This window comes from Shewanella chilikensis (genome assembly GCF_002836945.1).
GTDB classification, from domain to species: Bacteria; Pseudomonadota; Gammaproteobacteria; order Enterobacterales; family Shewanellaceae; genus Shewanella; species Shewanella chilikensis.
Genome location: NZ_NIJM01000008.1, coordinates 43,228 through 68,414, shown reverse-complemented (window position 1 = coordinate 68,414; position 25,187 = coordinate 43,228). Strand labels below are relative to the sequence as shown.

Genomic DNA, 25,187 nt, shown 5'->3' with positions numbered 1-25,187 from the left:
CTGAGCCTTGGCATACAACAACGGCGACTATCTTCGGTTAACCCCAAGCTGTCGCAAAAACGGATGTAACTTTTCCAGCACTTTTGAATAAAAAACATCAGAAGATCTCTCAACAACATCCCAATAAAAAAGGTGGAGCAAGCTCCACCTTTGTGATTTAGTGTTCCCGGGTCTTGGCAAACTCAATATCCGGATAGCGCTCCATGGACAAATTAAGATTAACCATGGTCGGCGCGATATAAGTCAGGTTATCACCGCCATCCAACGCCAAATTGGTGGAGCACTTACGTTGGAACTCCTCCAATTTACGGGCATCATCACAGTAGACCCAACGCGCGGTTGCCACGTTTATAGCCTCATAGATGGCTTCCACGTTGTATTCCGATTTGAGTCTGGCGACCACCACTTCAAACTGCAGTACCCCAACAGCCCCTACGATCAAATCATTGGTATCCAGAGGACGGAAAACCTGCACAGCCCCCTCTTCCGAGAGTTGCACCAGGCCTTTGAGCAGCTGTTTCTGCTTCAGCGGATCTTTAAGGCGAATACGACGGAACATTTCAGGTGCAAAGTTGGGGATCCCGGAGAACTTCAACTCTTCCCCTTGGGTAAAGGTATCGCCAATCTGAATAGTGCCATGATTGTGCAAACCTATGATATCACCGGCGTAGGCTTCGGCGGCGCGCTCACGGTCACCGGCCATAAAAGTGACCGCATCGGAAATACTGATAGTTTTACCTATGCGGACATGCTTCATCTTCATGCCCTGGGTATATTTACCGGAAACGATACGCATAAAGGCGATACGGTCTCTGTGTTTGGGATCCATGTTTGCCTGGATCTTGAACACAAAACCGGAAAACTTCTCTTCACCGGCTTCGACCAAACGCTCTGTGGTCTGCCTCGGCATAGGTTTGGGCGCCCAAGCAGTCAAGCCATCCAGCATATGGTCGACCCCAAAGTTACCCAGGGCGGTACCGAAGAACACAGGTGTCAACTCGCCACACAGGAAGAGTTCAAGATCAAATTCATTGGAGGCACCGGTTACCAGCTCCATCTCGTCACGCAGCTGTGCTGCCAGGTCGCTGCCAACGGCTTCATCCAGCTCAGGGTTACCCAATCCTTTGATTATCCGTACTTCCTGAATAGTGTGACCATGACCTGTCTGATACAGAATGGTTTCATCGCGGTGAATATGGTAAACGCCTTTGAAAGACTTACCACAGCCTATCGGCCAGCTGACAGGTGCACAGAGAATATCGAGCTCGTTTTCCACTTCATCGAGCAATTCCATCGGATCGCGGATATCCCGGTCGAGCTTGTTCATGAAGGTAACGATAGGGGTGTCACGCAGCCGAGTTACTTCCATCAACTTACGGGTTCTGTCCTCAACCCCTTTGGCAGCATCAATAACCATAAGGCAGGAGTCCACCGCTGTCAGGGTACGGTAGGTATCCTCAGAGAAGTCTTCGTGGCCGGGGGTATCCAACAGATTAACCAGGCAGTCGTTATAGGGGAATTGCATCACAGAAGTCGTGACCGAGATCCCCCGCTCCTTTTCCATCTCCATCCAGTCAGATTTTGCATGCTGAGACGAACCACGGCCTTTTACTGTACCGGCAGATTGAATGGCGCGGCCATGAAGCAAGACTTTTTCTGTAATGGTGGTTTTACCCGCATCCGGGTGAGAAATGATGGCGAAGGTGCGGCGCTTGTCCACTTCGACTTTAATACCTGACATGTTCTTCCGTACACTTATGACGCTTGAAAAAGGCGCAAATTATAGCGCCTCCCTCAGGCCTTGGCTAGGCAAGGCCTTTGATTGTCAGATAAAGGCAGATCAGTTAGCCGTCTGTTGCACGGGTTCCGGCGTTTGCTCCAGCAATGCCAGTTCCATTCTGGCATATCTGTGTTCAACAAAATCATAGATATTGGTGGCCAGCGCCAGGCGCAGATAATCGGCCGCCTTATCTTTGTCACCTTGCTCGGACGCCACCTTAGCCAGATAAAAGTAGGATTCGCACAAACGCTCTGCATACTCTTTGGGGTGAGTCAGGCCACTCTTGGCCATGGCAAACACCCGAGATTCATCAACCGCGCCCAGATAATAGTCGACCAACACAGTCGCCCAGGCATTGTCATCCAGACGGGTACGGTTGAACTGCAGCCTTGCCAGCGCTTCCTGGGGTGAAAGCTCATACTCGGTCAGATATAACCACAGCGCTCGGTAACCATCACTTTCATCCTTGAGATAAAAGCTTTCCATATCTTTAGCCGCCAGCTGTTTGCGCTCGCCATAGTAAAGCGCAATACCGCGATTGAGGAAGGCATAATCATACTCAGGGGACAACTCAAGAACCGCATCAAAGGCCTCGTAAGCACTTTCAAACTCACCTTCCTGGGTGTAATAGATACCGAGGAAGTTATAGGCATCAGCTAAGTTAGGTTGCAATTTCAGCGCCTGATGAAAATCGATGCGAGCCAAGATCCTCAAGCCCACGCTGTCGTATATAACCCCACGGTCATAATGAAAACGAGCCCGTTGCTCAGTAGTCAGTTCGGCCCTCGCCAGGATTTCATTGAGTTTTGCCAGAGTGACCTCCAACTTATAGTCAGGCAAAACAGGGGCGACCAACAGCTCACTGTTGGTTTCAGACGCCGGCAGGGAAGCGCATCCCGAAGTCAGCAAACTGGCTCCGGCCAGTACAGAAAACACAGCGGCGCGCAGATTAAAACTCATCCAATCCTTCCTTTGTCATATCCCAATGCAGGCTCAATCATAGCAATACAGCCGTGGCTACGCTATCCGCCAACGCGGGCAAATCCAAGATAATTTAAGTGGTGGCAATAAAAAAGGAGACCCTAAGGTCTCCTTTTCTCATGCGATGAAAGCTTACTCGGCTGCTTCTGGAGCAGCTTGTTGTGCTTCTTTGATAGACAAGCGTACACGGCCCTGACGATCCACTTCCATTACCTTAACGGTAACTTCCTGGTTCAGTTGCAGGTAGTCGGATACGTTGGCCACACGCTCTTCAGCAATTTGAGAGATGTGTACCAGACCATCTTTACCGGGCAGTATGTTAACGAAGGCACCGAAGTCAACGATGCGGATAACTTTACCCTTGTAGATGCGACCCACTTCCACTTCAGAGGTGATCTCTTCAATGCGGCGGATAGCTTCCTTGGTGGCGTCGGCATTGCTTGAAGCAATCTTCACAGTGCCGTCGTCTTCCAGCTCAATGGTAGTACCTGTCTCTTCGGTCAGCGCGCGGATAGTTGCACCGCCCTTACCTATCACTTCACGGATCTTCTCAGGGTTGATCTTGATGGTAGTGATACGTGGAGCGTGGTCAGAGATATCGTCACGGGCAGAGCCAATGGCCTGGTCCATCACATTAAGGATATGCACACGGGCACCATAGGCTTGCTGCAGTGCAATTTCCATGATCTCCTTGGTGATACCTTCAATCTTGATATCCATCTGCAGTGCGGTTACACCATCACGGGTACCGGCCACTTTAAAGTCCATATCACCCAGATGATCTTCATCACCCAGAATGTCAGACAATACGACGAAATCATCACCTTCTTTCACCAAACCCATGGCGATACCGGCAACTGAAGTCTTGATAGGTACACCGGCATCCATCAGCGCCAGAGAAGTACCACACACAGACGCCATAGAGCTGGAACCGTTGGATTCAGTGATTTCAGATACTACGCGCACGCTGTATGGGAATTCTTCGGCAGAAGGCATTACGGCGTTGATACCACGCCATGCCAGCTTACCGTGACCGATTTCACGACGCTTGGGTGAACCCACCATGCCGGTTTCACCGACAGAGTATGGAGGGAAGTTATAGTGCAGCATGAAGCGGTTGGTACGCTCGCCCATGATGGAGTCAATCTTCTGCGCATCACGCTCGGTACCCAGAGTACAGGTCACCAGCGCCTGAGTTTCACCACGGGTAAACAGGGCGCTACCGTGAGTACGTGGCAGCACACCGGCCATTACAGACAGGGCACGCACCATATCCGGCTCACGACCGTCGATACGAGGCATACCTTTGATGATGCGGCTACGAACCACTTTCTTCTCCAGGCTACCCAGCAGGCCGTCCAGCTCACGCTGATCCAGTTCAGGGTTTTCCTCGAGCAGCTTTTCGATAGCGGCTTTCTTGACTTCAACTACCGCATCGCGGCGCTCATGCTTGGCGATGATCTGGTAAGCGGCGGTAAGACCTTCTTCGGCCAGTGCCTTAACCTTGGCAACCAGCTCTTCGTTGGCAACAGGAGCTGTCCAGTCCCAAGCAGGCTTACCGGCTTCAGCCTTGAGTTCATTGATGGCATTAACCACTACCTGCTGCTGCTCGTGACCGTATACCACGGCGCCCAGCATCACTTCTTCAGGCAGGGCCTTGGCTTCAGATTCAACCATAAGCACGGCGCTCTGGGTACCGGCAACAACCAGATCCAGCTCGCTGTTTTCACGCAGCTCTGCACCAGGATTCAGCACATATTCGCCATTGATGTAACCGACACGTGCCGCACCCAGAGGACCATTGAATGGAATACCGGAAATAGCCAAAGCAGCAGAGGTACCTATCATGGCCACAATGTCTGGCTCGATCTGTGGATCAACAGAAACCACAGTGATGATCACTTGGACTTCGTTGGTGAAGCCGTCAGGGAACAGTGGACGGATAGGACGGTCAATCAGGCGGGCGATCAGTGTTTCATCTTCAGATGGTCGACCTTCACGCTTGAAGAAACCACCAGGGATCTTACCGGCTGCGTAAGTCTTTTCCTGATAGTTAACAGTCAGCGGGAAGAAGTCACGGCTTGGGTCTGCTTCTTTCTTGCCAACCACAGTCACCAGAACTGTAGTATCGCCCATGCTGGCCAGAACGGCTGCATCGGCTTGGCGTGCAATAACCCCTGTTTCCAGAGTGACTGTGTGTTGACCATACTCAAAACTTTTTACAATAGGATTCACTTGACCCATTCCTTAATTTAATAACCTTGAATTTCGCGCGTAAGTATACTGCAAACCTCTAGAATAGATAAAGAGTGCCAGATGATGACAAAGACGCTTCTTTTTTCTAAAGTGGACTATATCAATCACATGTTGCTGCATTGCTACCAAATTGGACTAGCCTTGAATATAGAATTCGCCCACATAATAGCAGGAAAAGGCAGATGAATACCGCCAGGTTCAAGTCGCTCACCTGGAAGCAAACCAATCTGGTGGTTTTCACAGCTCTTTTCTTTGCCGTTGCTATTTTTATCATTGAAATTTTGATTGTGGTGACCACAGAAAGGCAATCGTTGCTCAGTAGTCAGCAAGAGTTACTCGACTCAGTTGAACAACCGGCCGCCAATGCGGTCTGGGCATTGGATGACAATTTGGCGCGTCAGACAATGGAAGGCGTGATGAAAGTGGAGCATGTCGGTTCAGCCAGGATCACCCTGGATGACAACTCCCTATTCGTCAATCTCGGCAGCAGCCGCCCTGAGCCTTCAGATACTTTTGGTAATTTGAGTCTCAAACTATTTGGCGATCTCAAGCAGATATCAAGGCCACTGCAACGTCCTTTTTATTTTGAAGGCGCGCAAAAAGAGCAACTGATAGGCACGCTCACCATCAATTATGATACCCGTGAACTGACCCAGACTCTTATCAGCCAGTTGCAGTTCAGTTTTGCTGCGACTTTGGCCAGGGCATTGTTTCTGACACTGGTGCTCTCCATAGTATTCCACCGCTTTTTGACCCAACCCATCGCCCGGATCAGTGAAGCAATAGACAAGATTGACCCTGAGTCACCGGATGAAAATATGTTGCCGGTATCGGCCAACCATAAAGATGACGAATTGGGGCTGGTTACCTCCAAGTTCAACCAGATCCTTAAACAATTCAGCCAGACCCAAAGCAAGCTGCGCAAAATGGCGACCCGGGATCCTCTCACCGGCCTGCCCAACCGTACCTTGTTATTGGAAACCATAGCAGTCGCCATTCAACGTGCCCGAGTGCACAAACGTAACTTCAGTCTGCTGTTTATCGACCTCGATAGATTCAAAAACGTCAACGACTCACTGGGGCATGCGGTGGGTGACCAGTTTCTGGCAAGGATAGCCCGCATTCTGGAACGAGTGGTCGGAGACAAGGGAACTGTGGCCCGTCTCGGTGGGGATGAGTTTGTGATCCTGGCCGATGAGATTCAATCACCGACCCAGGCGGCCGACTTTGTCGACAAACTATTAATCCAGCTCAATACCCCGGTACAACTCAATGAACATGCCATTCACCCGGCCGCATCCATAGGTATTTCCATCTACCCCGAAGATGGCCTGAGCGCCGAAGATCTTATTCGTCACGCCGATATCGCCATGTATAGCGCCAAGGCCGCTGGCTCCAACCAATGGGCTTTTTTCAAGCAACAGATGACAGAAAGGGCGGCGGTAAGGTTGCGCACAGAAGCTTCGCTGCACGATGCCATCCGTAACAACGAATTTCTACTGCACTTTCAACCAAAAGTTAATATCGAAACCGGTGAATTGATGGGATGCGAGGCACTGATCCGCTGGCAAAAAGACGGCCGTTTGATAAGCCCCATGTCGTTTATTCCGGTTGCCGAAGAAACCGGGATCATCATCCCTATTGGCCGCTGGGTCATAGAGCAAAGCTGCCGGGTACTGCGGCGCTGGCAGCAACGTTACAACTTCAGTCCTCCAATCGCTGTCAATGTTGCCTCACAGCAGTTTGCTGACGCCAGCCTGGTACCGGACATCAAACAGATGGCGCTGCGTTATCAAATAAGGCCCGAATTGCTGGAAGTGGAGATCACCGAAACCTCATTGATGAATGATATTGAGCTGGCGATCAGCAAGCTTGAACAACTTAAGTCGGCAGGCTTTGGTATTGCCGTCGACGACTTCGGTACGGGTTACTCATCCCTCTCTTACCTAAGACACCTGCCAATAACCACCATGAAGATTGATCGCTGTTTTGTAACCGATCTTCCTCAAGAGAGCGCAATAGCTTCCACCATTCTGATGCTGGGGCGGCAATTGGATTTGAAAATTGTCGCCGAAGGCATAGAGAACGAGCAGCAACTTGAATGGCTGAAGCAAAATCACTGCGCCATAGGCCAAGGCTTTTATTTCAGTCAGCCGTTGTCACTGGAGGAATTTGAAGCTAAATACATAGCTCCACATAATGCCAGGATCCTCAAATTGGATGGTCAACTGAGCTGAGTTGTAATCAGCCAGTTTTTGATGACTGACATTGAGTGAAAAGGGGCGAGTAAAAATACGCTTCCCCAAAATTGCAGACACAAAAAAAGGAGACCTAAGTCTCCTCTTCTTTTGGTACAGTTCGCGATTAGCGACGCAGACCCAGCTTCTGGATCAGAGCGGTATAACGAGCGACATCGGTACGCTTCAGGTAAGCCAACAGCTTACGACGAGAACTAACCATACGCAGCAGACCACGACGAGAGTGGTGATCGTGAGTATGCTCTTTAAAGTGGCCTTGCAGGTGGTTGATCTGAGCAGTCAACAGTGCAACCTGAACTTCAGTAGAACCGCTATCGTTTTCGCCACGGCCGAATTCAGCCAGGATTTTCGCTTTCGCTTCAGTACTTAGTGACATGTGTCTCTCCAAAATAGTCTTTATAGTTTCCCCAGCCGATCACTAACTCAGCCAAGGGCGCGACATAATAACCCCAAGGGCTGTAGATCGCAAGTCAAGCTCGGCTTTTTGCCTCAGGTAACACTACCAAGCGTTTAGGAGCCAACAAACCATCGTCATTCATCATGCCGACACCAATGAAGCGCTTGCTGTCACCCAAGGTGATCCGCACCAGAGTATCTGCTTCCAGCTTGGCAACCCGCACCGGGTTACCATTAAGCAAATAACCGGCCATGGCGTCGGGGACGTTGCACTCGGGAAGATCGGCAACCGCCGTATCCATGGGAAGCAGCAAAGGGTCCAATAGCTCAGAAGGCACCCGCTCTTCGGTCATGGCCTGTTCCAGCAAGGCTTCGAGCTGTGCCAGACTAACCATACGCTCATAGGGATAACCCGCCACCTGAGTACGGCGCAGCATGATCACATGGGCGCCGCAGCCAAGCATTTCCCCCAAGTCATCTATTATGGTGCGAATATAAGTGCCCTTGGAGCAGTGAATATCCAGCGTCAGCTCGTCATTCTCCCAAGAGATGAACTTGAGCTCATAAACGTGAATAGGCCTGGCTTCGCGAGGCACTTCCTTGCCTTCACGGGCGTACTTGTACAAGGGTTGGCCCTGATACTTGAGTGCCGAGTACATGGAAGGCACCTGCATGCTATCGCCACGAAAATGCTCCAGCGCCTGTTCCAATTGAGCCATGGAAAACTCAACCGGCCTAGTTTGCACCACTTCACCGTCTGAATCGCTAGTATCAGTTCGCTGTCCAAGCTTAGCTGTCACCAGATAGCGTTTATCAGCATCCAACAGATGCTGGGAAAACTTGGTGGCTTCGCCAAGACAGATGGGTAGCATACCGGTCGCCAGAGGATCCAGCGCGCCGGTATGGCCGGCCTTGGCGGCGTTGTAGATCCGCTTTACCCTTTGCAGGGCAAAGTTGGAACTCATGCCAGTGTCTTTATCCAACAGGACGATACCATCGACCAAACGGCCTTTGGGACGACGCGCCATCAGTTGTTTTCCTCATCCTTGTCGTGAGATTCAGTGCCAAAAGTTTGCTGCTTGGCCTTGTCCTGATTGATGACCTCAGTTACCAGGTTGGACATTCTCATCCCCTCGACCAGAGACTTGTCATAGACAAATTTCAGTTCAGGCATCACCCTGAGCTTCATTCTGCCGGCTACCAAGGTGCGGGCATAAGGCGCTGCCTTGTTAAGTGCAGCCAGCTTTTCATCAACCTTAACCGGGTCTTCTTCAAAGAAGGTGACATACACTTTTGCATAACTTAGATCCCGTGAGACTTCCACGTCATTAACCGTGACCATGCCTACACGAGGATCTTTCATATCACGCTGCAGTACCTGCGCCAGTTCCTGTTGCAGTTGCTGGGCAATACGCCGGGTACGACTAAATTCTTTTGCCATAGTATTCTTCCCCAAAATCAACAAGGGCGGCCTCTGCCGCCCTTTTCGATGTTGTCGTTACAGGGTACGGGCAACCTCGACGGTTTCGAACACCTCAATCTGGTCGCCTACGCGAACATCATTGTAGTTCTTCACACCGATACCACATTCCATGCCATTGCGAACTTCGCTAACGTCATCTTTAAAGCGACGCAGAGACTCTAGCTCACCTTCATAGATAACCACGTTCTCACGCAGAACCCGGATAGGTGCGCTGCGCTTAACGATACCTTCGGTCACCATACAACCGGCGATTGCACCCAGTTTAGGCGACTTGAACACATCTCGCACTTCAGCCAGACCAATGATCTCTTGCTTGAATTCAGGAGAAAGCATACCGCTCATGGCCGACTTGACTTCGTCAATGAGGTCGTAGATCACGCTGTAGTAACGCAGATCCACACTCTCACTTTCGATGGTCTTACGGGCCTGTGCATCGGCACGGACGTTGAAGCCCACCATGATGGCGTTGGACGCTGCGGCCAGAGTCGCATCTGTCTCAGTCAGTGCACCCACGCCACTGGCGATGATGTTCACTTTCACTTCTTCGGTAGACAGACGGGTCAGCGAGTCGACGATGGCTTCCAAAGAACCCTGTACGTCGGACTTGAGCACGATATTCAGCTCTTTCACTTCACCTTCAGTCATGTTGGCAAACATGTTTTCCAGCTTGGACTTCTGCTGACGCGCCAGCTTGATATCGCGGAACTTACCCTGACGATACAGGGCAACTTCACGGGCCTTACGCTCGTCACGAACAACTGTCGCTTCGTCACCGGCAGAAGGCACCCCGGACAGACCCAGGATTTCAACCGGAATCGACGGACCGGCTTCAGTAATGTTCTTGCCGTTTTCATCCTTCATGGCACGGATCTTACCGTACTCCAGACCACACAGAACGATATCGCCCTGACGCAAAGTACCTTCCTGAACCAGGATGGTAGCAACAGGACCGCGACCCTTGTCCAGCTGAGACTCAACAACCACACCGGCGGCCATGCCGTCACGTACGGCCTTGAGTTCGAGGATTTCGGCTTGCAGCAAGATGCCTTCCAGCAGCTCGTCCACGCCCATACCAGTCTTGGCAGAAACAAACACAAACATGTTGTCGCCGCCCCAATCTTCCGACATCACGCCGTGCTGGGACAGTTCACTCTTGACGCGATCGACATCGGCTTCAGGCTTATCCATCTTGTTCACTGCCACGATCAGCGGTACACCGCCGGCCTTGGCATGCTGGATAGCTTCAATAGTCTGAGGCATTACGCCATCATCGGCAGCCACAACCAGAATCACGATATCTGTGGCCTTGGCACCACGGGCACGCATGGCGGTAAACGCTGCGTGGCCTGGAGTATCCAAGAAGGTGATCATGCCGTTATCGGTTTCTACATGGTAGGCACCGATATGCTGGGTAATACCACCGGCCTCACCGGCCGCGACCTTAGTGCGACGGATATAATCAAGCAGCGAGGTCTTACCGTGGTCAACGTGACCCATGATGGTCACAACCGGCGCACGAGGCTCCAGTTTGACATCTTCACCGTCACGATCGGCCAGAACCTGATGCTCCAGCTCGTTTTCACGGATAAGCACAACCTTGTGGCCCATCTCCTCGGCAACCAGTTGGGCAGTTTCCTGATCCAGTACTTGGTTAATGGTCACCATAGAGCCCATCTTCATCATGGTCTTGATGATTTCAGTGGCTTTGATGGCCATCTTCTGCGCCAGCTCGGCCACAGTAATGGTTTCACCTATACGTACATCGCGGTTTACCGCGGCTACCGGCTTATTGAAGCCATGGCTCATGGCTTGAGGCGCACGATTGCGGATATTGCGCTCACGACCGTCACGGGAATCCTTGGTACGTTTCTTACCGGCACTCTTGTGACGTGAACGACGACCACGCTTCTCCTCATCCATATCACTGGTGTCTTCGGCGGCGCGGGCCACTTTAGAGGTGGTGATATGATGATCGCTGCGCTTCTCGGCTTCTAGACGCTGGCGCTCTTCTTCGGCCCAGCGTTTTTCATTCTCTTCAGCCAGGCGACGGGCTTCGGCTGCCGCACGGGCGGCTTCTTCATCGGCCTTGCGCTTAACAGCTTCAGCTTGAGCCGCTTTCAGACGCTCGGCCTCAACACGGGCAGCTTCCTGCTCGGCGCTGGTCTTGGGATCGGCCTTAACCTCTTCTTTGGCTTTACCGGCATCCTGAGCCACTTTGGCCTTGGCTTTGGCTTCAGCTTCCGCCTTGGCTTTCGCTTCGGCTTCTGCCTTAGCCTTGGCTTCCGCTTCTGCCTTGGCTTTCGCTTCGGCTTCTGCCTGAGCTTTGGCTTCTGCTTCGGCGCGAGCCTGTTCTTCCGCCTGACGGGCCAACTCGGCCGGGTCACGCTTCACAAAGGTGCGTTTCTTGCGTACTTCGACTTTGACGTCTTTGGACTGGCCGCCGCTGCCGGCAACACTCAAAGTCGATACAGTTTTACGCTGTAATGTCATCTTGGTGGGCGCACTGTCCGCACCATGTTGTTTTTTCAGGTAGTCCAGCAGTTGCTGTTTCTCGGCCTCGGTGACACTGTCATCCTTGCCTTTCTTGATACCGGCCTTGGAAAACTGCTCGATCAATCGCTCTACGCTTTTTCCCACTTCAGTGGACAGTTTCTCTACTGTTGTCTCTGCCATCAGTTAAATCCCCCTGTTGATCGACTATGCTTCTTCGCCAAACCAACAGATGTTGCGGGCTGCCATGATGAGCTCACCTGCTTTTTCTTCTGTCAATTCTTCAATTTCGATCAAATCGTCAATGCCTTGCTCGGCTAAATCTTCCAGAGTTATCACACCCATACTTGCCAAAACGTACGCCAGGTGGCGCTCCATTTCAGGCATGGACAACAACTCTTCGCTAGGTTCGGCACCATCCAGTGCTTCTTCGGATGCCAGTGCACGGGTAGACAAGGCAGCCTTGGCGCGCTCACGCAATGCGGCAACTATGTCCTCATCAAATCCTTCGATGGCCAACAGCTCGGAAACAGGAACATAAGCCACCTCTTCCAGAGAGGTGAATCCTTCGTCGGCCAGCACCTGGGCGAAATCTTCGTCCACATCCAACGCACCCACGAACAGCTCCATCACTTTGGCGCTTTCGGCCTGATGTTTCTTGTTCATGTCTTCCACTGTCATCACGTTCAGTACCCAGCCTGTCAGCTGTGTCGCCAAACGAACGTTTTGACCATTGCGGCCGATAGCTTGTGCCAGACTATCGGCTTCGACGGCGATATCCATTGAGTGGTTATCTTCGTCAACAATAATTGAGGCCACATCGGCTGGTGCCATAGCGTTGATAACAAATTGTGCCGGGTTATCGTCCCACAGCACTATGTCAACACGCTCGCCACCAAGTTCATTGGATACAGCCTGCACCCGGGCACCGCGCATACCGACGCAAGCCCCGATAGGGTCGATACGACGATCGTTTGATTTCACGGCGATCTTGGCACGTGAACCTGGGTCGCGGGCGGCGCCCATCACTTCGATCATCTCATCGGCAATTTCCGGTACTTCAACACGGAACAGTTCGATCAACATTTCAGGCTTGGTGCGGGTCAGGAACAACTGAGCACCACGAGCCTCAGGACGCACAGCATACAGCAGGGAGCGTACCCGGTCACCAGGACGGAAAGTCTCACGGGAGATCAGGTCTTCTTTGAACAGCACGCCATCGGCGTTGTTGCCGAGATCAACCACTACGCTGTCGCGGTTGCTCTTTTTGACCACACCGGTAACCAACTCACCTTCTTTGTCGATAAACTGCTCGACGATTTGGGCGCGCTCGGCTTCACGGACTTTCTGTACTATTACCTGCTTGGCGGTTTGAGTAGTAATACGGTCAAATTGTACCGAATCGATTTCATCTTCAATGAACTCGCCAGGCTGGATCTCAGGGTTCTCATAACGAGCCGCTTCCAGAGTGATTTCACGGTAAGGGTTTTCCAACGCTTCACCGTTATCATCAACCACCAACCAGCGACGGAAAGTCTCGTAATCGCCAGTTTTGCGATCTATGGCAACACGAACATCGATATCGCCTTCATACTTTTTCTTGGTTGCGGTAGCCAGCGCAATTTCGAGCGCCTCGAAAATCTTTTCGCGCGGTACAGCCTTTTCGTTGGAAACCGCTTCAGCGACCAGCAAAATATCTTTATTCATCGTCTTGCCTCGTTCACCTTGAAACCATCAAAACTTAGCGATCAGGTTGCCTTTACGGATGTTATCCAAGGCAATAATCAAGTCTTTTCCATCCACTGTCAGAGTGAGCATCTGCCCTTCCACCTTAGTGATGGTACCTTTTAAGTTACGACTACCCGCTACCGGCATAGTCAGTTGAATCTTTGCTTCCTCTCCAAGGTACATACCATATTGCTCAGAGGTGAACAGCGGCCTATCGAGACCGGGAGAGGAGACTTCCAGCGTGTATTCGGAAGTGATTGGGTCCTCGACATCCAGAATGGCGCTCGCCTGACGACTGGCATTGGCACAATCTTCAATATTAATGCCGTTCTCACTGTCAATAAAGAGCCGCAAGGTTGAATGCTTGCCGGCCTTAACAAATTCAATACCCCAGAGCTGGTAGCCGAGGCCTTCCACTGCTGGAGTAAGCATTTCTGTGAGTCTGGATTCTAATGTTGCCAAGGTAACCCCCGAAAAACAAAAAAGGGCTATTAATAGCCCCAGTATTGAGCTGCCGTAAAAGGCAGCAATTTTAAAAGTCCCAGATAACAAAAAACCCCGTAATCACGAGGTCATTATGTTCAAGAACCTGTAAACAGGATGAATTAAATATTAGCTTAATTCATCACTGGGAGCTGGTTGCGGGGGCCGGATTTGAACCGACGACCTTCGGGTTATGAGCCCGACGAGCTACCAAGCTGCTCCACCCCGCGTCAACTGCTGCAAGTTTACTGATTTCAGCTTTCACTTGCAATAACTGAGAAAAATTTCACATTCATTAACTCAGTTAAAGATTGGTGCCGAGAGCGGGACTTGAACCCGCACGACCGTTAGGTCACAGCCACCTCAAGGCTGCGCGTCTACCAATTTCACCACCTCGGCATATTCGGTATTAGTCTGGAATTTTGCTCTCAGACTGTTGGGTCTGTTCTACCTCAGGCCCCAAAATGTTGGTATCCTGCTTCACGTGATGCGCACTCATATTGCCGATAACCAGGCTGAGAGTGAAAAACGCGATAGCGAGAATCGCCGTTGTCCGAGTCAGAAAGTTACCTGAACCTGCTGAACCGAACAGGGTTCCTGAAGCACCGGCACCAAAAGATGCGCCCATGTCAGCTCCCTTGCCTTGCTGGATAAGAATGAGTCCAATCAGACCCAAAGCCACCAACAAGTAAATAACCATCAGTACTTCTTTCATATTAAGCGCTCATTGCTATTGAACATAAACTCAAGAATTCGGTAGAGTTTAAGCTAGCACCGCCTATCAGTCCACCATCTACATCAGGTTGGGCGAATAAATCTGCAGCATTACTTGGTGTGACACTGCCGCCGTACAAGATCCTGATGTTTTCCCCAATATAAGGGGACACTTCAGAGAGGCGATTGCGTATAAACGCGTGAACTTCTTGCGCCTGCTCTGGTGTTGCGCTCTTTCCTGTCCCTACAGCCCAAAGGGGCTCATAGGCGATGATCGCATTATCAAAAGCCATGGTACCGTTCTTTTCGATTACCACATCAAGCTCCTCGGCAAGCACCTCAAAGGTACGTCTTGCTTCACGAGCCGGGCCAGATTCACCAACACAAAGTATCGGAGTCAGACCGTGCTTTTGAGCCGCGGCAAATTTCTCTGCCACTATATTACTCGTTTCACCGTACATACGACGGCGTTCCGAGTGACCAATTATCACATAACGACAACCGGCATCTTTCAGCATCCGCCCCGAGGTTTCACCTGTATAAGCACCAAAATCGTGCTGACTCAGGTTTTGAGCCCCCATTCTAACCAGAGAACCATTCAGGGTTTCTTTGTTAGCTTCGAGCAGTTGCCTTACGCTTTCCAGGTAAATCGCTGGTGGGCATAAAACCACTTCAACAGAATCATTATGTAGCTTGCTGGCAAACTTCTTGAACAGCTCTTGTGCCAACTGTGCACTGCCATTCATTTTCCAGTTGCCTGCTACCATTGGACGTCTGAGTGCCATCACCATCTCCTCTGAAAGCGGCGTGAATAATAGCGAACCACTTATTAACTTACAATACCTGATTACGGAATTTTTGCGATTTACTGTGTGTTCGGCTACTTTTTATGCTCACACTCAGTAAATCGCTCACAATTCCAACTTAAGTCGTTAATTTTACTTTGATTAAGCTGAAGAATGCCAGTTTAAACCGCTTGTTTGACTGCGGCGGCTATGGTTTCGGCATGGGCGCGCACCAGGACTTCATCGTCCCCTTCCACCATTACCCGGATCAAAGGCTCAGTTCCGGATTTACGCAGCAGTACCCGGCCACGCTCGCCAAGTCGCGACTCGACCTGAACTTGGGCGTCTTTCACCAGTTGTGACGCCAGTGGATCTGAGTTGCCTTCAAAGCGAACATTAATAAGGACCTGAGGCAACATCTGCATCGACTCAGTCAGCTCTTCCAGTGACGCATTGTGACGACGCATTGCCGCCAGCACCAGAATACCTGCCACTATGCCATCACCCGTAGTGCCATGATCCAGATTGAGGATATGGCCAGAGTTCTCCCCACCTATGCGCCAATCTTTCTCTTTCAGCAACTCCATTACATAGCGGTCACCGACCTTGGAACGGGCAAAAGGGATATTGAGCTGTTTGAGCGCCAATTCGAGCCCCAGATTGGACATCAGAGTACCGACAACCCCGCCTTTAAGAATGCCGCGCTTTTGCGCGTCGCAGGCAAGAATATAGAGGATCTGATCGCCGTCTATCACTTCACCCTGTCGATTGACCATCATGATACGGTCACCGTCGCCATCGAGCGCGATACCCAGATCGGCGCCTTCGCTGACCACGGTCTCACAAATCTTGGCCATGGAGGTCGCGCCAACCTGATCATTGATGTTGATGCCATTGGGCTTATCCCCTATGGTCACTACCTCGGCGCCCAGTTCGCGGAACACATTGGGGGCGATGTGATAGGTTGCGCCGTGAGCACAGTCTACCACTATCTTGAGTCCGGCGAGGGTTTGGTCCGCCGGGAAGTTACCTTTGCAATATTCGATATAACGACCGGCAGCATCATCAATGCGGGAGACTTTCCCCAGCAGGTGTGACTCGACACAAACCAGAGGCTTTTCCAGCTCGGCTTCAATTTCAAGTTCCAACTCGTCATCCAGCTTACTGCCATCTGTGGAGAAAAACTTGATACCGTTATCGTAGTAGGGGTTGTGAGATGCACTGATAACCACTCCGGCCTCGGCGCGGAATGTTCGGGTCAGGTAGGCAACTGCAGGCGTCGGCATAGGGCCCATCAACATCACATTGAGCCCGGCGGCAGACAGGCCGGCTTCCAGAGCCGACTCAAACAGATAACCAGAGATCCGGGTATCCTTGCCTATGATCACTTTACGAGTGCCACTGCGGGACAAGACCCTACCGGCAGCCCAGCCAAGCTTAAGAGCCAACTCCGGAGTCATCTTGCCCGCTCCGACCTTGCCGCGGATCCCATCCGTACCAAAAAACTTTCTCACGTTCACTCCTACTGAGAACCATCTTCAAATGGCTATTCTATATACTGTAAACCTAATATTGGCTGACCTATTGGCTTGAAATGCTTTTATCCCAAATACATTTATTATCCAAAACGTTTGCTGGCAGCCATCACCTTAAGTACATCGCAAGTCTCTGCAACATCATGTACCCGAATAATATGAGCTCCCCGCTGAGCAGCCAACATGGCGCCAGCCAGGCTACCTGCCAATCTACTATCTACGCTGCGCTCAAGCAGATTTCCTATCATACTCTTTCGCGACAGTCCGATAAGTAAAGGCAGATCAAATTTTGCCAGCTCTTGCAAATGAGCCAGCAGATGATAATTGTGTTCCAGCGTCTTGCCAAATCCAAAACCCGGATCCAGCAATATTGCCTCTCTGGCGATCCCCGCTTCAATACAGGCCTCAATACGCTTGGCAAAGAAGTCGTTCACCTCGGCGAGCAGATCCTCATAGTGAGGCTCATTCTGCATGGTTCTGGGCTGCCCCTGCATATGCATCAGACATACAGGCACCTGCAGTTCAGCAGCGGCTTGCAGGGCGCCCGGCTCCTGCAAGGCCCGCACATCATTGATAAGGTGAGCGCCGGCATTGATACCGGCGCGCATCACTTCGGCTTTGCTGGTATCTAAAGAGATCCAGGTTTTGGGATGCTTGGCAGCAATATACTCCACCAGGGGAACAACCCGGGAAAGCTCCTCTTCGACGCTGACATCGGCAGCACCTGGACGGGTGGACTCGCCGCCGATATCGATAAACACGGCGCCATCGGCCACCATTTGGTCGGCACGTCGGCAGGCCAGTTCAAAGGAAGAAAAACGGCCGCCATCGGAAAACGAATCCGGGGTTACGTTGAGGATCCCCATCACCTTAGGCTCATCGAGTAGTAGTTGGTGAGCACCGGACTTCAATTCAAACACTCATTACTCCCTTACGCGTCAAGCGCGAGAACATCTTTATTGGATTTCGTATTGTGCCTTCAGGCAGAAACAAGAAAACCCCTTGCGGGGTTTTCTTTAACCTCAAAATGGGCCTATTTCAGTGGGCTCTCGCCGGGCTTACCCAAATCAGCAGTCGTCTCACTCGGCTCATGCTCTTCAACCTCGGCTTCTTCCGGCTTGGCGGCTTTATTGCCATTATTACCGTTGGAAGAACCGTTGTCATCCATATGCCAATCGACCGGAGGGCGTACTTCACGGCGCTCCATCAGGTCTTCAATCTGGCGCGAGTCTATGGTCTCATACTTCATCAGCGCATCTTTCATCGCGTGCAGTACATCCATATTCTCATCCAGCAGTTGTTTGGCTCGCTGGTAGTTGCGGTCGATGATAGCCTTGATTTCAGAATCTATGATGGCCGCAGTCTCATCAGACATATGCTTGGACTTGGCCATGGAGCGGCCCAGGAATACCTCACCCTCTTCCTCTGCGTACAGCAGCGGACCGAGTCGCTCGGAGAAGCCCCATTGGGTCACCATGTTACGGGCAATGGCCGTAGCATATTTAATATCCTGAGATGCGCCGGTAGAGACTTTTTCAGTGCCAAAGATAATCTCTTCTGCCAGTCGACCACCGTAGGCCACAGAGATCTTACTCTCCAGCTTCTGGCGGCTCTCACTGATGGCATCGGCTTCCGGCAGGAAGAAGGTCACACCCAAGGCACGGCCTCGAGGGATAATGGTTACCTTATGCACAGGGTCGTGCTCAGGCACCAGATAGCCCACAATCGCGTGGCCGGCTTCGTGGTAAGCCGTCATCTCTTTCTCGGACTCAGACATCACCATGGAGCGGCGCTCGGCGCCCATCATGATCTTATCTTTGGCACTCTCAAACTCTTCCATGGTCACCACACGGCGATTACCGCGAGCAGCAAACAGTGCCGCCTCGTTAACCAGGTTGGCAAGATCCGCACCTGAGAACCCAGGCGTACCACGGGCAATAACGCTGGCTTTGACATCGTCACCCAAAGGCACTTTACGCATGTGCACTTTAAGAATTTGCTCACGACCGCGAACATCCGGCAACCCTACAACAACCTGGCGGTCGAAACGGCCTGGACGCAGCAGCGCGGCATCCAATACGTCTGGACGGTTGGTTGCGGCAATAACAATAATACCTTCATTACCTTCAAAGCCATCCATTTCCACCAGCATCTGGTTCAATGTTTGCTCACGCTCGTCGTGACCACCACCGAGTCCGGCACCACGCTGACGACCCACGGCGTCGATTTCATCGATAAAGATGATACATGGCGCCGACTTTTTGGCCTGCTCGAACATGTCACGTACCCGAGAGGCACCGACACCGACAAACATTTCCACAAAATCAGAACCTGAAATGGTAAAGAAAGGTACCTTGGCTTCACCGGCAATCGCCTTGGCAAGCAAGGTTTTACCTGTACCTGGAGGACCAACCATCAATACACCGGTAGGAATACGGCCACCGAGTTTCTGGAACTTGCTGGGATCACGCAGATAATCCACCATCTCCTTCACCTCTTCCTTGGCCTCGTCACAACCGGCCACATCGGCAAAGGTGGTCTTAATCTGATCTTCGCTCATCAGCTTGGCTTTACTCTTGCCAAAGGACATGGCGCCTTTACCGCCACCGCCCTGCATCTGTCGCATAAAGAAGATCCACACCCCGATAAGCAGCAACATGGGGAACCAGGAGATAAAGATCTGTGTCAGGAAACCTGACTCTTCGGCTTCCTGCCCTTTCATGCGGATGCCTTTACGGTCCAGGTCATTGATCAGATCCTGGTCATACAAGGGCATAATGGTGGTGAACTTTTCACCGGACTTTTTGACGCCTTCAATCGTACGTTGGTCGCTTTTCACTTCCACGTTACTGACTTGGCCGCTACGAACATCGTCCAGGAAAGTCGAATAATCCATCTTCTGCGCTGACGAAGAAGAGGGGGAGTAACCCTGGAACACGGACATCAGCACCACGGCGATGACCACCCAGAGAATCAAATTTTTTGCCATGTCACTCAATTACTGAACCTCACAAAGTCTTGAGATTTACTTCAATCAGGGTACTACAACTTGTACCCTGTCGCTACCAGATAGACCTCGCGAGAACGTGGCCTGGAGGAATCCGGCTTACGGGTTTTTACAGTCTTGAACGCTTGTCTGACTGCTTTCATATACTCGTCAAAGCCCTCCCCCTGAAAGACTTTAACAGCAAAACTACCATTGGCTGCCAACACCTGATGACACATATCCAGCGCCAACTCCACTAAATACATGGCTCTGGGCTGATCCACACCATCTGAACCACTCATATTGGGCGCCATATCCGATAGCACCAAGTCAACCTTATCTTCCCCTACCCGGGTCAGCAAGGCCTCAAGGACTTTTTCCTCACGGAAGTCTCCCTGAAGGAAATCGACGCCAACGATTGGGTCCATCGGTAAAATATCACAGGCAACCACTTTACCTTTTTCACCGACCAACTTGGCCGCCACCTGAGACCAACCTCCGGGAGCCGCCCCCAGGTCGACCACTGTCATCCCGGGTTTAATCAGCTGATCTTTTTGTTGCAGCTCCTCTAACTTGAACGCGGCCCGCGAACGCAGCCCCCGTTTTTGTGCCAATTTGACATAGTGATCATCAAAGTGTTCCTGCATCCAACGGGTGGAACTGGCCGTACGTTTCTTACCTGACATTCAAAATCCGCAACAAATGAGAGTTACACAAGGGCTATATGAGGGTAGAATAGCGGCTTTTCAACAGTAACTCAGCAAAAGTTGGTAGAAATGAACTTAACAACCAAACAGAAACAGCATCTAAAGGGCCTGGCACACAGCCTCAAGCCGGTAGTGCTGCTTGGTGCCAATGGCCTGACTGAAGGGGTACTGGCTGAAATTGATAATGCGCTCTCTCACCATGAGCTGATTAAAGTTAAAGTCGCCTCTGAAGACAGAGAACTGAAAGCCGCTATCGTTGATGCCATTGTCCGTGAAACCCAGGCAACCAAGGTGCAGCTAATCGGCCATGTTTTGGTGCTCTTCCGTCAATCCGAAGAGATGAAAATCGCTCTGCCCAAGGCCAGATAAGCCCTTTCCCCACAAAAAAGCCACCTTAACCGGTGGCTTTTTTGTTGCCATAATCCCATCGGCGCGCACATTGTGGCGCCGGCGGATTAAATCAGTATTAATTGACGAGTTCAATCAAGGTGTTTGGGTCACAGGCGTCACCCGATAATGCTCACTGGACAGCCCCAGCCATTCCGGCAATGAAGTACCAACGGATATCGATGAGAAGGTACCGGTCAACACCCCGATAAACATGGCGATGGAAAATCCTTCCAAGGGGCCTCCACCCATGATCCACAGTGCTGAAATGGTCATTAGTGTAGTACCGGATGTCACCATGGTTCGGGCAAAAGTGGCCGCAATCGCCTGGTTATTGATGTCTTTTACCGCCAACTTGGGTTTGGCCGCCAGCAATTCGCGGATCCTGTCGGCAATAATGATGGAATCGTTGAGCGAATATCCCAAAATGGCCAACACAGCCGCCAGCACAGTCAAGTTGAACTCCATCTGAGTGGCGGCGAAAAAAGCCAGCACAAAGATAACATCATGCACCAGAGCAAATACCGCGCCGGATGCCAGGCGCCACTCAAAGCGATAAGAGAGATACCCCAGAATACACAGCATAGCCACCAGCAAAGCCAAACCGCCCTGCTCAGCCAACTCCTGGCCGACCTGAGGCCCGACTATGCTGGTATTGAGCACTTCCACCTGAGTGTTCATACCCGCCAGTACCTCCGGTAGTTCGGGCATGGTTTGCCCGGCACTTGGCGCGGCATAACGCAGCACCCAGCGTCCAGCCTCACCGGCTGCAATCAGGCTGACTTCCTGGCCATAGGCCTGCTGCAACACAGGTTGCAACGTCTTGGCGCTGATTGAGCTGTCGATACGGATTTCACTGACCACGCCGCCGGTAAAATCCAGCCCCCAGTTGAGCCCCTTGACGGCAATCACACTGATGGACACTATCATCAAAATTACAGAAACCGCGCTGCTGAAATAACGCCACTTGGTTGCATTTTTCATATTAATCATAATATTAAACCCTCACATCGCGGCTGAAGTTCTTGCCATAAACCAGATTGATAATCGCCCTTGAGGCAAAAATCCCGCTAAACATACTGGTCAATAACCCCAGCCCCAGCGTCAGCGCAAACCCCTGAATAGGGCCATTACCTATGGCGTAGAGCACTACGGCTGTGATCATAGTGGTGAAGTTGGCATCGAAAATGGTGGAGAAGGCGCTGTCAAAGCCCTTGTCAATGGCGTGAGCCAATGCTCGCCCTTCACGAAGCTTGTCGCGGATCCGCTCGAAAATCAGCACATTGGTATCCACCGCCATACCCACTGTCAGCACCAAACCGGCAATCCCGGGGAGAGTCAATACCGCGCCGGGGATCAAAGCCAGCAAGCCAAACAGCAACACCATGTTAGCCAGCAATGCCAGGTTGGCGACCCAGCCTAGCCTGCGATACCAAAGCGCCATAAACACCAGGGTGATCCCCAGACCGAGCGCCAGGGCGGCAAAGCCGTTGTGAATATTTTCTGCACCCAGCGTCGGGCCTATGGTGCGCTCTTCAACTATGGTGACAGGCGCAGTCATAGAACCGGCCCGCAGCAAAAGAGCCAGTTGCTGCGCATCCTGATAACTACCGGCGCCGGTTATCCGAAAACGCTCCGGCAGCACAGACTGAATGGTGGCGACACTTATAATTTCATTGCTTTGCACCGCCTTACCGTTGGCATCGCGGCTGTACTCACTATATGCCGTGGCCATAGGTTTGCCGATATGGCCTCGGGAGAAGTCGGTCATACGGCGACCGCCTTCGCTGTCCAGGGTAATATTGACCTCGGCAGTGCCCATTTCACCTATGCCGGCACGGGCATCGACAATATGCTCACCGGTCAGCACAGGCTTGCGCGCCACGGGCACAGGATTGCCGGTCTTGTCTTTAATCAAGATGGCGCCGGTGGCGCTGTCCTTGACCTCATAGAAGGCCAGAGTCGCAGTTGCCCCTATCACGCTCTTGGCGGCCGCCGGGTCTTGAACACCGGGAAGCTCGATACGGATGCGGCTCTCGCCCTGACGCTGCACCAGTGCTTCGGTGATCCCCAACTCTTCGATACGGGTACGCATGATCTGCAGGTTTTGCTGCACCGTCAGGTTACGCAAGTTGATTTTCTCGGCTTCAGTCAGCGCCAACTTGAGCTGACTGTTATTGCTGCTCACCTGCCAGAGTGGGTATTGCTTGGCCATAAACTGCCGCACCTCGGCGCGAGCCGCCTCTGGCATAACCACTGTCAGTTGCTCTTCAGCGCCCTGACGCACACTCAAGCCTCGGATCCCTTGCTCTCTGGCAAAGGCACGCAGGGCGTCGGCCAGTGAACTTCCCTGGGTTTGATACACAGGGGTGATATCCACATCCAACAAGAATTGCACCCCGCCACGAAGATCCAGCCCCAGTTTAATGGGTTCAAACCCCATGCCGAGCAACCACTCGGGCGCCGCCGGACTCAAGGCCAGAGTGAGTTCAGCGGGATCTTGGGCATGAGTGGCCAGCAATGACTTGGCCAGCGTCTGTTGGCCTTCGTCATTGAGAATAACCAGGGTTTGCTGATCTTTGCTGTCCAGGCGCTTGACGAGAATATCGGCCTTGGCCAGTTCAGAAACTATCTGGGTCGGAGATAAGGCGATTCCGGCCTTGGGGGATATTTGCACCGCGGCATCTTCACCATACCAAGTCGGCAAGGCACTCAGCGCCATCACCACCAGGGTGACTACCAGTACCAGATATTTCCAGGCGCTGTAGTGATTCAGCAGTTTTTTAGGCTGGCGCCCGCGGGCATTACTCTTTAATAATGAGTCAGTTATCATATTTACGCTCTCTTTTCGACTCGTGGCTTAAGCCACATATCACAGTCGCAGCCATCCAATGAAGGAGTGACTGACAACAGATGAAGTGAAACCCGGACAGAAAAGCCCGGTAGAGAGCGTCAGGCGGCTTGCTGACTGAAGCGATAGCGGAGGTTGGCGTCTTTCCAGCCTCCAAGGCGCAAACCGGCTCCTGGGTGCTTTAAGGTCCAATATTGCTCAATAGGCAATTGCTCGGCAAAACCTATGCTGAGCAAAGGCGCCGGTGGCATAGCGATTTCAAACGCCAATTCATAGGGTGGCTCGGCCACATCATGCGGAGCGGCAGTGCTGAGGCAGCGCTGGCTGGCTCCGGGCGCCGAATAGAGTTGGTCGCCCTGCTCGGAGCGCAGCAACTTGGATAAGTGAGACAGGGAAACCTTGCCTTCCACCTCAGCTCTGCCACTAGCATCATGCTTGCCAAACTTGTGATGCCGGGACTCTTGGGCTTGAGGCTCCTGGCCAACTGAGGTAGATGAAGCTATGGACAACGGCTCTTTGTCAGCATCTTGCTGACTGAGCTCGGGTAAAGCCTGTTCAAACGCCTTCCAGGTTGCATCAGAGGCAATCCCGGAATACACATTGCCCAGCAGACCTATGGCGATCAGCAGGGTAAAGAGGCGCATGATTTTCAGCAACAAGGTGTCCATTGATAATGGTTATTTGGGCGGATGCTAGTCTTTCAAGCCCTGGCGGGCAAATTAAACTTTGTCCATCTTGTACAAAAAAGCCGCCCGGAGGCGGCTTGATAACGCAATCAGATATATTCGACGGCGACCACTTCATACTCTGCCAGGCCACCGGGAGTTTGGATATTGACTTCATCCCCGAGATTTTTGCCAATTAGGCCACGGGCAATAGGGGAGTTCACCGAGATCAGGTTCTCTTTGATATTGGCCTCATCGTCACCGACAATACGGTAAGTCACTTCGGCATCTGTGTCCAGGTTCAGTATGGTCACGGTAGAACCAAAGATGATCCGGCCATTGTTGGGCATCTTGGTCACATCAATGATCTGGGCGTTGGACAGTTTGCCTTCGATATCGCGGATACGGGCTTCGCAAATGCCTTGCTCTTCACGGGCGGCATGGTATTCGGCGTTTTCTTTCAAATCCCCCAGTTCACGCGCCGCGGCAATTGCCTCGGTGATCTTGGGACGGCGATCAAACTTGAGTATATCCAGTTCTTTACGCAACTGTTCTGCCCCAACCAGGGTCATGGGAACCTTGTTCATAATCTCTTTCGTCTCCTGTCAAACAAAAGCAGCCTCCGTCAGCCAAGGGCCAACAGAGACTCATTTTTCGGGTGAATGGGCGCCATTTTGTCTGCGGCGCCAGGGATGCATAGCG

General features: G+C 51.9%; 21 protein-coding genes and 2 tRNA genes. 2 read left to right on the top strand and 21 right to left on the bottom strand.

Annotated features, from left to right (window positions below; translation table 11 throughout):
• Positions 1–157: 157 nt before the first annotated feature.
• The 3 genes from prfC to pnp all read right to left on the bottom strand — a co-directional run bounded on the left by prfC (position 158) and on the right by pnp (position 4,996).
• The gene (prfC, locus tag CX651_RS04560; RefSeq protein ID WP_101053969.1) at positions 158–1,741 is read right to left on the bottom strand and encodes a peptide chain release factor 3; all 1,584 of its coding nucleotides are present in this window, start codon (positions 1,739–1,741) and stop codon (positions 158–160) included.
• A 99-nt stretch (positions 1,742–1,840) separates the two neighbouring features.
• Positions 1,841–2,740, bottom strand: a complete 900-nt coding sequence (gene nlpI / locus CX651_RS04555) for a lipoprotein NlpI (RefSeq protein ID WP_101053966.1) — start codon at positions 2,738–2,740, stop codon at positions 1,841–1,843.
• A 153-nt stretch (positions 2,741–2,893) separates the two neighbouring features.
• A complete protein-coding gene (pnp, locus tag CX651_RS04550; RefSeq protein ID WP_100144254.1) occupies positions 2,894–4,996 on the bottom strand; it encodes a polyribonucleotide nucleotidyltransferase in 2,103 nt (700 codons plus the stop codon).
• Between the two features lie 203 nt (positions 4,997–5,199).
• On the opposite strand from pnp, the gene CX651_RS04545 reads away from it, so the two are divergent.
• Entirely contained in the window at positions 5,200–7,254 is a 2,055-nt protein-coding gene (locus tag CX651_RS04545) for a putative bifunctional diguanylate cyclase/phosphodiesterase (protein WP_101053963.1), read from the top strand.
• A gap of 127 nt (positions 7,255–7,381) precedes the next feature.
• Here CX651_RS04545 and rpsO read toward each other — a convergent pair whose 3' ends face one another.
• The 14 genes from rpsO to rlmE all read right to left on the bottom strand — a co-directional run bounded on the left by rpsO (position 7,382) and on the right by rlmE (position 20,561).
• A complete protein-coding gene (gene rpsO / locus CX651_RS04540; protein WP_039033642.1) occupies positions 7,382–7,651 on the bottom strand; it encodes a 30S ribosomal protein S15 in 270 nt (89 codons plus the stop codon).
• Between the two features lie 94 nt (positions 7,652–7,745).
• Positions 7,746–8,699, bottom strand: coding sequence for a tRNA pseudouridine(55) synthase TruB (gene truB / locus CX651_RS04535; protein ID WP_101053960.1), 954 nt, complete (start codon positions 8,697–8,699; stop codon positions 7,746–7,748).
• Complete coding sequence (gene rbfA / locus CX651_RS04530) at positions 8,699–9,112, bottom strand: 30S ribosome-binding factor RbfA (RefSeq protein ID WP_101053956.1); 414 nt, start codon at positions 9,110–9,112, stop codon at positions 8,699–8,701. Before rbfA ends, truB begins: the two co-directional genes overlap by 1 nt.
• 57 nt (positions 9,113–9,169) lie before the next feature.
• Positions 9,170–11,827, bottom strand: coding sequence for a translation initiation factor IF-2 (infB, locus tag CX651_RS04525; RefSeq protein WP_101053953.1), 2,658 nt, complete (start codon positions 11,825–11,827; stop codon positions 9,170–9,172).
• A 24-nt stretch (positions 11,828–11,851) separates the two neighbouring features.
• Complete coding sequence (gene nusA / locus CX651_RS04520) at positions 11,852–13,351, bottom strand: transcription termination factor NusA (protein ID WP_101053950.1); 1,500 nt, start codon at positions 13,349–13,351, stop codon at positions 11,852–11,854.
• 27 nt (positions 13,352–13,378) lie between these two features.
• A complete protein-coding gene (gene rimP / locus CX651_RS04515; RefSeq protein WP_025887922.1) occupies positions 13,379–13,834 on the bottom strand; it encodes a ribosome maturation factor RimP in 456 nt (151 codons plus the stop codon).
• 174 nt (positions 13,835–14,008) lie between these two features.
• Positions 14,009–14,085, bottom strand: a tRNA-Met gene (locus CX651_RS04510).
• Positions 14,086–14,167: 82 nt separating this feature from the next.
• Positions 14,168–14,254 (bottom strand) — tRNA-Leu (locus CX651_RS04505).
• Between the two features lie 10 nt (positions 14,255–14,264).
• A complete protein-coding gene (gene secG, locus CX651_RS04500) occupies positions 14,265–14,570 on the bottom strand; it encodes a preprotein translocase subunit SecG (protein WP_101053947.1) in 306 nt (101 codons plus the stop codon).
• A gap of 1 nt (position 14,571) precedes the next feature.
• Positions 14,572–15,354: a triose-phosphate isomerase gene (gene tpiA, locus CX651_RS04495; protein ID WP_039033635.1), complete on the bottom strand. Its 783-nt coding sequence runs from the start codon at positions 15,352–15,354 to the stop codon at positions 14,572–14,574.
• Positions 15,355–15,536: 182 nt separating this feature from the next.
• Positions 15,537–16,874 carry a phosphoglucosamine mutase gene (gene glmM, locus CX651_RS04490; protein WP_101053944.1) on the bottom strand — a complete coding sequence of 446 codons (1,338 nt, stop codon included), beginning with the start codon at positions 16,872–16,874 and terminating at the stop codon, positions 15,537–15,539.
• A 98-nt stretch (positions 16,875–16,972) separates the two neighbouring features.
• Entirely contained in the window at positions 16,973–17,809 is an 837-nt protein-coding gene (folP, locus tag CX651_RS04485; protein WP_101053942.1) for a dihydropteroate synthase, read from the bottom strand.
• A gap of 113 nt (positions 17,810–17,922) precedes the next feature.
• The gene (gene ftsH / locus CX651_RS04480; RefSeq protein ID WP_165564589.1) at positions 17,923–19,878 is read right to left on the bottom strand and encodes an ATP-dependent zinc metalloprotease FtsH; all 1,956 of its coding nucleotides are present in this window, start codon (positions 19,876–19,878) and stop codon (positions 17,923–17,925) included.
• 53 nt (positions 19,879–19,931) lie between these two features.
• Entirely contained in the window at positions 19,932–20,561 is a 630-nt protein-coding gene (rlmE, locus tag CX651_RS04475) for a 23S rRNA (uridine(2552)-2'-O)-methyltransferase RlmE (protein ID WP_025009927.1), read from the bottom strand.
• Positions 20,562–20,651: 90 nt separating this feature from the next.
• Here rlmE and yhbY point away from each other — a divergent pair, with 90 nt between their 5' ends.
• On the top strand, positions 20,652–20,951 hold the full coding sequence (yhbY, locus tag CX651_RS04470) for a ribosome assembly RNA-binding protein YhbY (protein WP_025009926.1): 300 nt from the start codon (positions 20,652–20,654) through the stop codon (positions 20,949–20,951).
• A gap of 114 nt (positions 20,952–21,065) precedes the next feature.
• On the opposite strand, the gene secF is transcribed toward yhbY, so the two are convergent.
• The 4 genes from secF to greA all read right to left on the bottom strand — a co-directional run bounded on the left by secF (position 21,066) and on the right by greA (position 25,072).
• Entirely contained in the window at positions 21,066–21,962 is an 897-nt protein-coding gene (secF, locus tag CX651_RS04465; RefSeq protein WP_373296815.1) for a protein translocase subunit SecF, read from the bottom strand.
• Between the two features lie 4 nt (positions 21,963–21,966).
• Positions 21,967–23,802: a protein translocase subunit SecD gene (secD, locus tag CX651_RS04460; RefSeq protein ID WP_101053934.1), complete on the bottom strand. Its 1,836-nt coding sequence runs from the start codon at positions 23,800–23,802 to the stop codon at positions 21,967–21,969.
• Positions 23,803–23,921: 119 nt separating this feature from the next.
• Entirely contained in the window at positions 23,922–24,488 is a 567-nt protein-coding gene (locus CX651_RS04455; protein WP_101053931.1) for a hypothetical protein, read from the bottom strand.
• A 107-nt stretch (positions 24,489–24,595) separates the two neighbouring features.
• The gene (gene greA / locus CX651_RS04450) at positions 24,596–25,072 is read right to left on the bottom strand and encodes a transcription elongation factor GreA (RefSeq protein WP_039033631.1); all 477 of its coding nucleotides are present in this window, start codon (positions 25,070–25,072) and stop codon (positions 24,596–24,598) included.
• Between the last annotated feature and the right edge of the window lie 115 nt (positions 25,073–25,187).